General features: G+C 61.1%; 8 protein-coding genes and 1 pseudogene. 8 read left to right on the top strand and 1 reads right to left on the bottom strand.

From position 1 onward, the window contains the following. Positions 1–45: 45 nt before the first annotated feature. Together RAD10_RS17730 and RAD10_RS17725 are read left to right on the top strand one after the other, a co-directional pair. Entirely contained in the window at positions 46–858 is an 813-nt protein-coding gene (locus RAD10_RS17730) for an ABC transporter permease (protein ID WP_461618588.1), read from the top strand. Continuing rightward, positions 855–1,640, top strand: a complete 786-nt coding sequence (locus tag RAD10_RS17725) for an ABC transporter permease (protein ID WP_461618529.1) — start codon at positions 855–857, stop codon at positions 1,638–1,640. Before RAD10_RS17730 ends, RAD10_RS17725 begins: the two co-directional genes overlap by 4 nt. 433 nt (positions 1,641–2,073) lie before the next feature. On the opposite strand, the gene RAD10_RS17720 is transcribed toward RAD10_RS17725, so the two are convergent. Beyond that, positions 2,074–7,950 (bottom strand): AAA family ATPase, encoded by a 5,877-nt coding sequence (locus tag RAD10_RS17720; protein WP_461618587.1) that lies wholly within the window; start codon positions 7,948–7,950, stop codon positions 2,074–2,076. 426 nt (positions 7,951–8,376) lie between these two features. On the opposite strand from RAD10_RS17720, the pseudogene RAD10_RS17715 reads away from it, so the two are divergent. The 6 genes and pseudogenes from RAD10_RS17715 to RAD10_RS17690 all read left to right on the top strand — a co-directional run. Further along, positions 8,377–8,496, top strand: a pseudogene (locus tag RAD10_RS17715) (ABC transporter substrate-binding protein); the annotation flags it as partial. 418 nt (positions 8,497–8,914) lie between these two features. Beyond that, positions 8,915–9,799, top strand: coding sequence for a helix-turn-helix domain-containing protein (locus RAD10_RS17710; RefSeq protein WP_461618528.1), 885 nt, complete (start codon positions 8,915–8,917; stop codon positions 9,797–9,799). Between the two features lie 200 nt (positions 9,800–9,999). Next, complete coding sequence (locus tag RAD10_RS17705; protein WP_461618527.1) at positions 10,000–11,073, top strand: ABC transporter substrate-binding protein; 1,074 nt, start codon at positions 10,000–10,002, stop codon at positions 11,071–11,073. 60 nt (positions 11,074–11,133) lie between these two features. Continuing rightward, a complete protein-coding gene (locus tag RAD10_RS17700; protein ID WP_183233461.1) occupies positions 11,134–11,958 on the top strand; it encodes an ATP-binding cassette domain-containing protein in 825 nt (274 codons plus the stop codon). Continuing rightward, positions 11,955–13,211 carry a sugar ABC transporter permease gene (locus RAD10_RS17695; RefSeq protein WP_461618526.1) on the top strand — a complete coding sequence of 419 codons (1,257 nt, stop codon included), beginning with the start codon at positions 11,955–11,957 and terminating at the stop codon, positions 13,209–13,211. Before RAD10_RS17700 ends, RAD10_RS17695 begins: the two co-directional genes overlap by 4 nt. A 27-nt stretch (positions 13,212–13,238) precedes the next feature. Beyond that, complete coding sequence (locus tag RAD10_RS17690) at positions 13,239–13,967, top strand: SDR family oxidoreductase (RefSeq protein WP_461618525.1); 729 nt, start codon at positions 13,239–13,241, stop codon at positions 13,965–13,967. The last annotated feature ends 17 nt before the right edge of the window (positions 13,968–13,984 follow it).

Here is a 13,984-nt window from a genome sequence, read left to right as displayed (position 1 = left end):
GTGCCAGATCCATCGCAAAAGCATCAGCGCCGTGAGAACGGCCTGATGGTGGCATTGGTGTCGCCGGCGCTGCTGGTGATCCTGGCTCTTATCGTGCTGCCGGTCGGCTGGCTGGCCTGGCAGTCGATCTACCATGACGGTTTCACGCTCGAGAATTACCGCCGAATCTTCACCGAGGACATCTACTGGCGCAGCTTTGCGCTCACGTTCGAGATCAGCCTCGCGGTCACAGTGATCGCGCTGCTGCTCGGCTATCCCGTGGCCTACCTCGCCAATTCGGTCCCGAAGGGATTGAGCATTCTCATCCTGTCGCTGGTGGTGCTGCCGTTCTGGACCAGCGTGCTGGTGCGCGCCTATGCTTGGCTGGCGCTGCTCCAGCGCACCGGCGTGATCAACCAGTTTTTGCGCTATCTCGACGTCATCTCCGAGCCGCTCGCGCTGGTCCACAATACGTTTGGCACGGTAGTCGCGACCGTGCACATCCTGCTGCCGTTCATGGTGCTGCCGCTCTATGCCACCATGCAGAAGATACCGAACGATCTGATGCAGGCCGGCGCCAGCCTGGGTGCGAGCCCTTCGCTGACCTTCATGCGCGTGTTCCTGCCGTTGTCGCTGCCCGGTGTGCTCGCCGGCTGCACCATGGTGTTCGTACTCTGCCTCGGCTTCTACATCACGCCGGAGCTGCTCGGCGGCGGCCGCACCGTGATGGTGTCGATGCTGGTGAGCCGCAATGTCGAGCTCTACAACCAATTTGGAGCTGCGAGCGCGGTTGCCGTGGTGCTGCTCCTCAGCGTGCTCGCGATCTTCTTCATCGTCAGCCGCTTCATCTCGCTCGACCGCGTGCTGGGGCAGAAATGATGCGCACCTCGCCCGCACGAATTGCTCTCTACGTCATCAGCGCGCTGGTGCTGGTCTATCTGATCCTTCCCGTCCTGATAATCGCGCCGATCTCGTTCTCCAGCGCGCGCTTCCTGACCTTCCCGCCGCCGTCCTTCTCGCTGCGCTGGTACGAGCAATTTTTCTCGAACTCCGCCTGGATGCAGGCGACGCGGGTGACGCTGACGGTCGCGCTGCTGACCGTGGTGATCGCCACCCCGTTCGGCGTTGCGGCCGCCTATGCCATCAGCCAGTCGAAGCTGCGGATCACGCGGCTGATCCACATGGCGCTGCTGCTGCCGCTGGTGGTACCGATCATCATCACTGCGGTCGGCATCTTCTTCGTCTATGCCAAGGTCGGCCTGGTCGCGACCATGCCCGGCCTCGTGCTGGCGAACGTGATGCTGGGATTGCCTTACGTCGTGATCTCGGTGCTCGCGGGCCTGCAGAGCTTCGACCCGGCGCAGGAGATGGTGGCACGCAGCCTCGGCATGAACCGCCTGCGCAGCTTCTTTGCCGTGACGCTGCCGCAGATCAAGTCCAGCGTGGTTGCGGGCGGCGTCTTCGCCTTCATCTCGGCGATGGACGAGACCATCGTCGCTCTGTTCATCTCCGGCGGGCAATATCAGCCGCTGACCAAGCGCATGTTCACCGCGCTCCGCGACGAGATCGATCCGACGATTGCCGCGATCTCGACGCTGATGACGGCGGCTTCCTTCTTGCTGGTGCTGCTCGCAACTGGGCGACGCCGCAGGGATGCCTAATGTATCGCGAATATGGAAATATCCGGTCGTTGGACGCATCAGAGCTAACGCATGGCGAAACGCCCGAAGCCAACGACTTCAGCAGCCTTTTGCTGGAGTAGGAACTACGCCAGCCCCAAATTTGCGGCTGCGGGGCATCGGTACCGAGGGGCGTTTCCCTGGTCCAGGTGCGGTACGTCACAGGCCGGTTTGCCGATTCCAAAAGGTTGCTGAAGGAAAGCTGTTCTGACCCGAAAGTGCGCGCTCACTTCGTCGATAAGCTCGGTCGAGAGCGCCGAGAAGTTGTTGACGAAGTTCAGTGGGTTCTTGATTTCATGCGCAATACCCGCGGTGAGCTGGCCAGGAAAAGGCGAGTTTCTCCGTCTGGATTAGGCGGTTCTGCGCGGTCGAAGTCGGACTCGTCCTATCGTGGAGAAGCACGGGCAGGCGATGATCAGGAAGCGTCTGCGCGACGGACCGGCACGGTGAAGTGAAAAGTCGCTCCGCGGGGCCGGTTAGGCGTCACCCACAAGCGCCCGGCATGAGCTTCGATAATCGAACGGCAGATGGACAGTCCTACCCCGAGCCCGTTCGGCTTCGTCGTGTAAAAGGGGGTGAAGACGTGCTCGAGATTTTCCACTGCCAACCCCGGTCCCGAGTCCTGCACCTCGACAAGAACACGATCCGGGCCGACCTCACCGGTGGTGATAAGCACCCTTCTGGCGTCGTCCGCCACGGTGCCCATTGCCTGGACTGCATTGACAATCAAATTAAGGACCACTTGCTGCAATTGGACACGATCGCCCTCCACAAGCGGTAAGCTGTCTGCAAGTTCCGCTTGTACCGAGACGCCGTTCTTCATCGCTTCGCCGCGGGTAAGCTCAATCACGTCCCGGATCGCTTCGTTAATATCCAAATTATCCTTCCGGGGCGGTGCTTTCTTGATGAGATCGCGAATTCGCTGGATGATGTCGCTGGCGAGCGCAGTATCGTTAATGACCCAGTCCAGTGATTGCCTGACCCTTTCGAGATCGGGTGGGTCTCTAGCAAGGAACCGCGCGGCCGCACCAGCATTCATGGATGCCGCGGCGACCGGCTGGCTTACTTCGTGGGCGATCGAGGCCGTGAGTTCGCCCATGGTGGCGAGGCGGTTGGCATGCGCCAACTCCATCTGCATCTCGCGCAGGGCCTCCGTGGCGCGCTTCTGTTCGGTGATGTGGCGTCCTACGCCGCGATAGCCGATGAACTGGCCGGACTTGTTGAAAACCGGCATCCCGGAGACGGAGACGTAGCGCTTGCGGCCGTCGGCCGTAGGGCGCGCGAGCTCGAAGTCACGGAACGGCAGGTGGGCATCGAGCGTCTCCCGATGCATGCGCCAAGCCTCCTCGTCGGGCTCCAAGTAGGGCACTTCCCAGCGCGTTTTACCAAGTTCAGAGCCCGATGTGGGAGCGTCAGCAACGGTTTCGGCGAACTCCTGGCGGATGAAGCGATGGTCCGCATCTGATTCCCAGTACACGTCGAAAGAGAACTGTACGAGAGTACGAAAACGCTCTTCGCTCGCCCGCAGAGCCTCTTCGGACCGTTTACGCTCCGTCAGGTCGACGACAAAGGAGACACCTTGGTCCCGTTGCTCGTCGAACGCGGCCATTCCGATCAAGACCGGCACGCGGCTTCCGTCCTTACGGAAATACTCCTTCTCGAACGGCTGTACGCTCCCCATCTTCTTGAGTTCCGGGATCCACCATCGTTCGTGCCGGTCGAGCCATTCCGGCGGTGTCAGGGCAGTCCAGAGCAGGCGACCAGAGGCGAGATCCTCACGGTCGTAGCCCACGATGCGCAGAAACGCGTCATTGGCCTCCAGAATGGGACCTTCAAGCTCCCAGATGATGATCCCAATAATGTTGGCGTCGACAAGGCGGCGGATCTTCGCTTCGCGTTCTCTGACATCGCGGTACAGAGCCGCATTTTCCAGCGCGATTGCCGCTTGTGAGGCGAGAAGTTTTAGAACAGCAAGTCTCGCGGGTGCGAAAACGTGGGGCGTCAGTGTGTTCTCAAGGTAGAGCACCCCGATAAGCTTCCCATGGTGGATGAGAGGCAAGCAAAGAATGGAACGAGGCTTGCGCCGACCAAGGTAGGGGTCCGTAGCAAAAGGAGGTTGGCAGGCGGCATCCTCGAGAACAGCGCACTCTCTGGTCCGCATTACGTAATAGAGAACAGATTCCGGAACCAGAGCCTCGGTCACCGCTGCATCGCACAGTTCGACGGTTACTCTCTCGCCGGTTGTCGTGGCTTCCGCCTCGATGCGCGGCTCGTTGTTCTCGTGCGACAGGATCAACAGACCCCGTTCAGCGCCTGCTTGTTCAATGGCCGTGTGCATCAGCGTCTTGATGAGCTTTTCCAAGACCATCTCACCTGATACCGCTTCAGACACCTTGATCACCGTCGTGAGGTCGAGATGCTCGACCGGCGCCCCGATGGTACTCATCGGGCCGGGCTCTGATCTCACCTCCTTGAGGTGCAGATGGATATCCTCAAGTTGCCGCACCTTGCCGTCCGCCCCCCAACGAACATAGCAATCGCGCGCATTTTGCAGATAGATGCGAGCAAACTCTTCGAAGCCACGCGTGCCGTAAAAGCGGGCGGCCATTTCGTAAGCAAGTCCCTCGTGGTGGACGAAGCCGTTGCCGCGGGCGGAGCGGATGGCTTGTTCATAGAGACGCTCCGCGTCGAGTTCTCTGCCTTGGAGGCGGGCGATTTCTGCGCCGGCGAGTACAGCGCGATTCGCGAAGCTCTCAGGGCAATTTTGCGCCCACAATTCGAGCTGCTGCTGGTGGACCGTCAGCGCTTCAAAGTGCCTTTGCTGTTCTTCAGGAGGGGCCAAATCCCAGCATGCAGCGTGGGCCAATGCTGCATAGAACTCGTATTCCGCCGTTTCGAATAGCTGAGGTGGTGACCACGGTAGGCTCCGAGCCCTGGCTGCGGCGGCAGCGGCCGACACATAGTCGCCGGCAAAAAAGCACGCTTGCAGCTTGCGTATCCAGTACCAGCTCTCAGGTAATGCGAGCGCCCGATCAGCAGCCAGATGCCGCTCGAACCGAAGCTCGTCGGACTGGTTGTCGTGAAGAGCGCCGAACCGCCGCGTCAGGCCACGCAGCATCCGGATGAGCCAAAGTTGCGGCTTTATGATGTCGCCGATCAGCGCAAATTTCGCCTTCTCGGTCAACCGCAATCCGTGCTCGGCTTCGCGTTGTGCGTCTGCAAGCGGATCGCCCGCCGCAAGGAAGTTTGTATTCAGGCTGGCGCAGCTGAAGGCAGCGAACGTGATATCGCCACTGTTGCTCGCCGCCTCAAATGCGCGTCGAAACGCGTCTCGCGCGTGCCGGAGGGGCTTTGTCCATGAAAGGACAAGGTTGCCATAGTTCAGGTAGGTCCTCGCTTGAACGAGCGAAAATCCCCGCCGCTCGACCAGCTCAGTGCCGATACGGCTCAATCGAAGCCCCGCCTCATAGTCGTCGAAGCGCGCGCCGGCAATGGCGCCGAACATGACGTAGGGAACGCAGGAAGCATCGTTGTTCCCCCACTCCAGGCTGAAATCCACCGCCTTGATGACCACCAGCGAGCGAAGGTTCGTATCGGTGAAGAATGCAGGCGGCATGAGAGCCGTCAAAAGATCCAACATGGCCAGTGCGAGCGGGTCGGTCATCAGCGGCAGATCCAACACCTCCTCGATGGCTTGGTCTCCGAGGCGAGATCGGACGCGCTCGTATTCCTGTCGGACGTGATCATCGCTCGGGTGGGCCAGCCATCGAATCCCGAGTTGCTCCAGACAGCTGAGACCGGCGCCCACAGCGCGGTCCGGCTTGCTTAGCGCCGTGTACAAATCCACCAGCCGGCGTGCGACGACTGCAAGGTCAGTTGCACTCGAGATTCGCGTCGTAAGTTCCTGTAAGCGCTGTTCCGCCTCAACGACAGCGCCGGTCACGAACTCGCATTCGGCGCGATGCAACTCGAGCGAAAAAGCAAGCCGCTGGAAGCGCTCCCAACGGTCGTGCGGTAACAATGCCGCACCAGTTACGGCGTAATTGAGCGATGCCGCGTAGGCCGCCGACGCCCGCGCGCGCAGGCTGGCTGTCAGATTGAGCTCCGCAAGCTGCACACGTTCATCTCGCGAGGTGATCAAGGCCGCGCCGCGGTTGAGCTGATTGACGATTGCGAAGATCGCCTTATCGCGCTTCCCCCCGAATGTCTGCGCCAGCAATTGCCGCCCGATTCGCAGATGGAGCGCCGCGCGTTGATGCTCCGGGATCAGCGAATAGCAGGCTTCTTGTACGCGGTCGTGGACAAACCTGTAGGCGTCAGCCTGTTGCTCGATCAATTCCTGGCGGACCGCCTCCCAGAGCGCCGCATGAACCTGCTGCTCGGAGAGCCCAAGGACGACCGAGAGTGTCGTGGTTTCGGCGAAATTTCCGAGACAGGCCAACTCCCGCAGCGTGTTCTGTGTGTCAGCCGGCAGCTGTGCCAGCTTTGCGATCATCAAATCCACGACGTTGTCGGTGTGCCCCTTAGCGTGAATGCGATCCAGATCCCAGCACCAGCACCTCGCATCATAATCAAAGCGGACGAGACCTTCTGCCGCAAGCACGTGGAGGAACTGATTCACGAAGAATGGATTGCCGGCCGTTTTATCGTGGATCAAATGCGCGAGCGGCGCCGCATGCAGCAAATTGCAGCCTAGAGCATCAGAAATCAGGTGCGAAATGTGTTCGCCGGCAAGCGGCGCAAGAATGATCTGTTGTAGGTTTGCGCCAGCGTTCTCTATGGCTTCAAGCCGACGCCGTAACGGATGGGCGGCGGTGACCTCGTTGTCCCGAAAGGACCCGATCAGCATCAGGTATTGCAGATCGGTCCGGGTCAACAGATCCTCAATGAGATCCAACGTGGCGGCGTCGACCCATTGAAGATCGTCGAGGAAAAGTACCAACGGATGCTCGGAACGTGCGAATACCCCTATGAAGCGCCGCAGTACGTGATGAAAGCGGTTTTGTGCCTGCGGTGGCGGGAGATCAGGAACGGGAGGCTGCTCTCCTATGATCAGCCGCAATTCAGGAATCAGGTTGGCAACAAGCTGGCCATTTGCGCCCAGCGCATTTTGAAAGGCTTGGCGCCAGTTCGCGAGTTCGACGTCATTCTTGCTTAGAAGAGACCTCGCGAGGCTCCGAAATGCCTCGACCAGCATCGAATACGGAATATCGCGTTTGTACTGATCGAACTTGCCCGATGCGAACAGTCCGTGCGACGGAACAAGCCGATGATGGAGCTCATTGACCACCGAGGACTTGCCCACGCCGGAATAGCCGGAAACCAGCACCAATTCCGGAGCGCCGCTCTTGAGCATGCGGTCGAACGCGCCCAGCAAGATTTCAATCTCGCGGTCTCTTCCATAGAGCTTTTCGGGGATCAGCAGTCGGTCGGGCGTGTCATATTGCCCGAGGGCAAAGTTTTCGATCCGACGTCCGGTTTCCCATTCATGCAGGCAGCGGCGTAGATCATGCTCAAGGCTCGACGCGCTCTGATAACGTTCCTCTGCGGACTTGGCGAGCAGCTTGAGTACTACGGCCGAGATTGCAGTCGGTACAGTGCTCAGGCGCTCGTTGGGCGGTACGGGCTTTCGCGCGATATGACAATGGACCCACTCCATCGAATGTGCCGCGGTGAACGGCAGCGAGCCAGTCAGCATTTGATAGAGCGTCACACCAAGCGAGTAGAGGTCGCTACGGAAATCGATCGAGCGGTTCATCCAGCCGGTCTGTTCGGGTGCCATGTAAGGGAGCGTGCCCACGATGAACTCGGGCGGCCCGGGCGTGCGTCGCTCCCGGACCAGGCGCGAAGCGATACCGAAGCCGGTGAACCGGATCCGTTCGTCGTCGCAGTTTACCAGTATATGCGCCGGTTTAACGTCCTTGTGAACGAGGCCGCGCTGATGCACTTGGTTCAAGGCTCTCGCGATCTCGATTGCTAGTCGCAAAAAGGGCTCGATGTCCATGGGCGCACCAAGCAACTGCTCGAGTGGCTGGCCGCCAGGATACTCAAGCAGCAGAACAGGGCGACCACCGTCGTACTCCAGCCCGAGCGGCCGCATTGCCCACGCGCCATCCAGTTGGTCCTTCAGTTCGAACTCGTGAGCGAGCCGATCGAGGATGCCGGACGAAGCGTGCTTCGCCTTGGGAAGTACCGCCAATACAGCTCTGCAGGTGGTATCGGAATCCGGACACAAAGCCCGGCAAAAGATGCGGGCATCGTCCTCCCATAGCACTTGGAACCTGTTGTCCATGCGCGTCGAACCGAAAACGATGGGGTTCAACCGGAAGCCTCCAAGTGACCCAATGCTGGGTGAGGAGGTGCTTTCCTAAGCTCTGAATCTGCCACAAACGGGCAGGTGTGCCCAGCCTAAGCTGCAGCTGCCAAAGCACCGCGAAGAAGCGGCGCGGATCGTCCGCAGACGTTTTCTCGCAATCACTGGTTTATGCCCGTTCAGCGCTATCGGAAAGAGGGCTGGATCGCGCTGTGGCACGTCAGCCGCTGACATCACATCGCTTGTTGCATCTTCAACGCAACGTCGTGCCGAACTTCGCGTCGGTTTGACTGCGCAATGCTGCCAGATCAAAAATAGGCTCTAGTCAGTTGAGATCGCCAGATGGATTTCACGGTGTCCATCTGCGTAAGGGACTTAATGTCCATCTCGGACGGCCAACTTCGTAAGGAGGTGTATCTGAACAGCGGCCTGTCCACGACGAGCGCAACCGAGCACAACGGCTACGACGAGCGCTCGGCGTTTCTGATCAAGGTGGAAGCGGGGCGCTTCAGGTTGACGAAGTAGCCTGGCAATCGGTCGATCGCATCTGGCGTCATCGGGTCGGCTCTGCTCCTTCCGCTTGTGCTCCTCCATCAACATGGCGCCGAATTCTGTCACTTTCGGTGCGCATCTTTTGCGGGAACATGGCGGTTTTCCTCGCTTCGGCAAGATTAATTGCTGCAGAATATGCAACCTCCGCGCGCGAGACCGCACTTTCGGTAGAGCCCCTGTTGTGAGACGCCGTTTCGCGGAGACTGCGGACGCCGTTACGGGGTCGCTGTGTGCTGCACATCAAAAAAGTATCAGTTGCACATTGAAATGGTGGTGGCGTGCCTAGGTACCGGTCGCTACTCTCCCGACGAGAGGAAACGCTGAGCAAATTCAGCCGATAAGGGAACAGGGGCGGATCATTGCAAGCCGCACCGGCCCGAAGGGAGCGGACATGGAACCGGACCTGGAAGTTGTCCAGATACGGCGTGGCGAGTCGTTCAAGGCGTGGTCGCACGGCTACCCATTCCACACGGTCCGCTGGCATTTCCATCCCGAATACGAGCTCCATCAGGTTGTAGCCACCTGCGGTCGCTATTTCGTCGGCGACTTCATTGGCGAGTTCGAGCCGGGCAATCTCGTGCTCACCGGCCCCAATTTGCCGCACAATTGGGTGAGCGATCTGCCGGCGGGGACCACCATTCCGCTGCGGGGACGCGTCCTCCAGTTCAGCGAAGAATTTCTAGGCGACCTGATAAAGGTCATGCCCGAGCTTTCGGGCCTTGCATCGCTGCTGGAATTCTCCCGCCGCGGCGCGCTTTTCACCCGCAGCACGAGCGAAGCGGTCGCCCCACTCATGGAGGAGATCGTGACGGCGAACGGCGTGCGTCGAATCGAGCTGTTCTTGATGGTCTTGGGGACACTCAGTCGCTCGCGAAATGCGCGTCCGCTCTCCAGTCCGAAATATCTGCCCGACCCGTCTGGCTATATGTCTGCGGGCATGAATAAGGCACTCGCCTTCATCCGAAAAAACCTGACGCAGCCTTTCGGTGAAGCCGAGCTTGCGGCCATCGCCGGCCAATCGCAGAGCGCGTTCTCGCGCTCCTTCCGCCGGCACACGGGCATGTCGCTGGTGCAATACGTCAAGCGCCTGCGCATCAATCTCGCCTGCCAGATCCTGATGAGCGACGAGCAGGCGTCCATCACCGACATCTGCTTCGAGGTCGGCTTCAACAATCTCTCCAATTTCAACCGGCAGTTCTTGGCCGAGAAAGGCATGCCGCCTTCGCGCTTCAGGCGATTGCTCGCGCAGAACATCAATACGGCACGCGCGGCCTAGCCGGCGAAAAGCAAAGGAGGAGACCACCACGGGAAGAATGACGCGGGCATGCCGATGGCAGCCCGCGACAGGAATCGCTTGTCCAGGAATTCCGCGCGGGCTTCGGAGCACCGGCACTCATCGCCGCCGGGGACGGGAGCCGCGAAGGCCCATCTTCAAGGATCAACCACAGCACTCTAGTTCTGGAAAGGAAAGTCCGAATGAAAAGGTTCTCTCCGAAACATACGGGCACACTGGCCCTGGCCCTGTCCCTGCTCGGCACAACGGCCATGTTCTCGCAGGCCGCAGAGGTGAAGGACGCGACCGTTGCCTTCCTGATGCCGGATCAGGCGTCCACCCGCTACGAACAACATGACTATCCGGGCTTCGCTGCGGAGATGAAGAAGCTCTGCGCAAGTTGCAAGGTGATCTACCAGAACGCCAGCGCAGATGCGGCACGGCAGCAACAGCAATTCAACTCGGTGATCTCGCAGGGCGCCAAGGTCATTGTGCTCGACCCTGTCGACTCGACCGCTGCGGCCTCCCTGGTCAAGATGGCACAGTCGCAGGGCATCAAGGTCATTGCCTATGACCGGCCGGTCCCCGACGCCAAGGTCGATTTCTACGTCTCCTTCGACAACGAAGCCATCGGCAAGGCCATCTCCGACTCGCTCATCAAGCATCTGAAGGCCGCCAACGTCACGGCGAAGGAAGGTGAGGGCGTGCTTGAGATCAATGGATCGCCGACCGATGCCGCTGCGGGGCTCATCAAGAAGGGCATCCACGCGGGCCTTGATAAGAGCGGCTATCCGATTCTCGCCGAATACGACACGCCGGACTGGGCGCCGCCGAAGGCGCAGCAGTGGGCGAGCGGCCAGGTCACCCGCTTCGGCAAGAAGATCCTCGGCGTCGTGGCCGCCAATGATGGCACGGGCGGTGGTGCAATTGCCGCTTTCAAGGCCGCAGGCGTCGATCCGGTGCCGCCGGTGACAGGCAACGATGCGACGATTGCCGCGCTCCAGCTCGTCATCGCCGGTGATCAGTACAACACGATCTCCAAGCCCAGCGAGATCGTGGCCGCTGCGGCCGCCCAGGCGGCGGTGAAGTTCCTCTCCGGCGAGACGCCCAAGGCGGAAACTACGCTCTTCAACGCGCCATCGAACCTGTTCGTGCCGGCGGTCGTCACTCAGGAGAACCTGAAGGCGGAGATCATCGACAAGAAGATCCAGACGGCCGATCAGCTCTGCACGGGCCGATATGCCGCCGGCTGCAAGAAGCTTGGCATCACGCAGTAACTGCGTCCGTCCCGGCCGCTCGCGGCGGCCGGGACGAACGACGAGAGGGCGGACTGGGACATGACCATGATCTCGGATGTCGATCACCCGGAAGGCGGACCGCGCAAACCGGTCTTGAGTCTTCGCGGAATTTCCAAGCATTTCGGCGCCGTGTCCGCCCTGACCAACGTCGATCTCGACGTGCATGCCGGCGAGGTCGTAGCGCTCGTAGGCGACAACGGTGCCGGAAAATCCACGCTGGTGAAGATCCTTGCCGGCGTGCACCAGCCCAGCTCTGGAACGATTGCCTTCGGCGGCGAGCCGGTCGTCCTGTCCGATCCGTCCACTGCGCTCGGCCTCGGCATCGCCACCGTTTTCCAGGATCTGGCGCTCTGCGAAAACCTCGACGTGGTCGCAAATATCTTCCTCGGCCGCGAGCTCAATCCGATGCGGCTCGACGAGGTCTCCATGGAGCTCCGCGCCTGGACGCTCCTCAACGAATTGTCGGCGCGGATCCCGAGCGTGCGTGAGCCGGTTGCGTCGCTCTCCGGCGGACAGCGCCAGACCGTGGCGATCGCGCGTTCGCTGCTCACTGAACCGAAGCTCATCCTGCTCGACGAGCCCACTGCCGCGCTCGGCGTCGCCCAAACCGCCGAGGTGCTCGACCTCGTCGAGCGCGTTCGCGCCCGCGGCCTCGGCGTCATCATGATCAGCCACAACATGGAGGACGTCCGCGCGGTCGCCGACCGGATTGTGGTGTTGCGCCTCGGCCGCAACAATGGCGAATTCGAGCCCGACGCTTCGAACCAGGATCTCGTCACCGCGATTACCGGTGCGGACGAGAACTCGGTCTCGCGCCGCGCCAGCCGGCGCCGCGCCCATCAGTCGCCGGAGCTTGGGCGATGACCGACGACACGCAACAGGTTTCGACCGCGCGCCTGCTCGACCGCAGTGATGAGCGGGTCAGGCACGCGGACACATTTGGGAACATGTTCAGCGCGTTTGTGGATCGCGTGCGGTCGGGCGACCTCGGTTCGCTGCCGGTGGTCGTCGGGCTCATTGTCATCTGCACGGCGTTCGAGAGTCTCAACCCTGTTTTCCTGGCGCCGAACAACCTGGTCAATTTGCTGTTCGATTGCTCGACGGTGGGGGTGATCTCGCTGGGCATCGTCTGTATCCTGATGGTCGGCGAGATCGACCTCTCGGTCGGTTCGGTGAGCGGGTTCGCTTCGGCGCTCGTCGGCGTGCTTTGGGTCGGTCAGGATTGGCCGGTCGCTGTGGCGATCGTCACGGCGTTGGTGCTGGGCGCTGCCATCGGCGCGCTCTACGCATTTCTGTTCAATCGGCTGGGGATGCCGAGCTTCGTCTCGACCCTCGCCGGCCTGCTGGGGTGGCTGGGCCTGCAGCTGTATCTGCTCGGCTCCTCGGGCTCGATCAACCTTCCGTACGGATCGCCGCTGGTCAATTTCGGGCAGATGCTCGTCATGCCGCCAATCGTGTCCTACGTGCTGGCGGCGGTTGCGAGCCTTGTGATGTTCGTGACCAGCTATCGCACAGCGTTGCGCCGGCGGCAGGCGGGGCTATCGGCCAGTTCGCTCGGCCGCATGGTGCTGAAGGCGCTGCTGGTCACCGTCATGCTCGAATTCGTCGTCTATTATCTCAATCTCGGCCGCGGCATTCCGTGGATGTTCGGTCTGTTCGTCGGCCTGTGCGTGGTCATGAACTACGCGTTGACACGGACCAAATGGGGCCGTTCGATGTCTGCCGTCGGCGGCAATCGCGAGGCGGCCCGCCGGGCCGGCATCAATGTTCGCCGGGTCTATCTGACCGCGTTCGTGCTGTGCTCCACGCTGGCGGCGGCCGGCGGCATTCTTGCCGCGGCGCGGCTGGCATCTTCCAGCCAGCAGGCCGGGACCGGGGATGTAAATCTCAACGCGATCGCCGCCGCGGTCATCGGCGGCACGAGCCTGTTCGGCGGTCGCGGGAGCGCCTATTCCGCACTGCTCGGCGTCATCGTCATCCAGTCCATCGCGAGCGGCCTGACGCTGCTCGATCTCTCCTCGTCGCTACGGTACATGATTACGGGCGCGGTCCTTGCCATTGCGGTCATCGTCGATTCGCTGGCACGACGCTCACGCCTCTCCCATGGCCGAGCTTGAATAACCCGCACAAGAAAAGGACAAGCCTTGGCCCAGGAACTTGCAGGAAAAGTTGCCGCGATCACCGGCGCCGCATCGGGCATCGGTCTCGAATGCGCCAGAGCTTTGATCGGCGCGGGCGCGCGGGTGGTGCTGATCGATCGGGCGGAGGAGGCGCTGAGCAAAGCCTGCGTCGAGCTGGGCGATCAGGCGATTCCGTTACGCATCGATCTCACCGATCCCGAGAGCATGCAAACCATGATGCCGCTGCTGCTGGAGAAGGCGGGCCAGCTGGACATCTTCCATGCGAATGCAGGCGCCTATGTCGGCGGCGAGGTGCTGGGCGGCGATCCCGACGCCTGGGATCGCATGCTCAATTTGAACATCAATGCGCTGTTCCGGTCGATTCATGCGGTGCTGCCGCACATGGCCGAGCGCAAAAGCGGCGACATCATCGTCACCAGTTCGATCGCAGGTCTCGTCCCCGTCGTCTGGGAGCCGATCTATACCGCCTCCAAGCACGCGGTGCAGGCGTTCGTGCATACGCTGCGGCGCCAGGTCGCCAAGCATGGATTGCGCGTCGGTGCCGTTGCACCTGGTCCAGTCGTGACCGCTCTCATCAAGGACTGGCCCAAGGAGAAGATCGAGGAAGAAATGGCGGCAGGTGGCTTGATGCAGCCGGTGGAGGTCGCAGAGGCGGTGCTTTTCATGTTGACGCGTCCGAGGAACGTCACCATCCGCGATCTCGTCATTCTGCCGCAGAGCAACGATCTGTAGCATTCTCCGATTGGCGA

Source organism: Bradyrhizobium sp. 23AC, assembly GCF_054863025.1.
The sequence above is the reverse complement of the archived record's forward strand: the minus strand, read 5'-3'. Positions and strand labels throughout refer to the sequence as shown.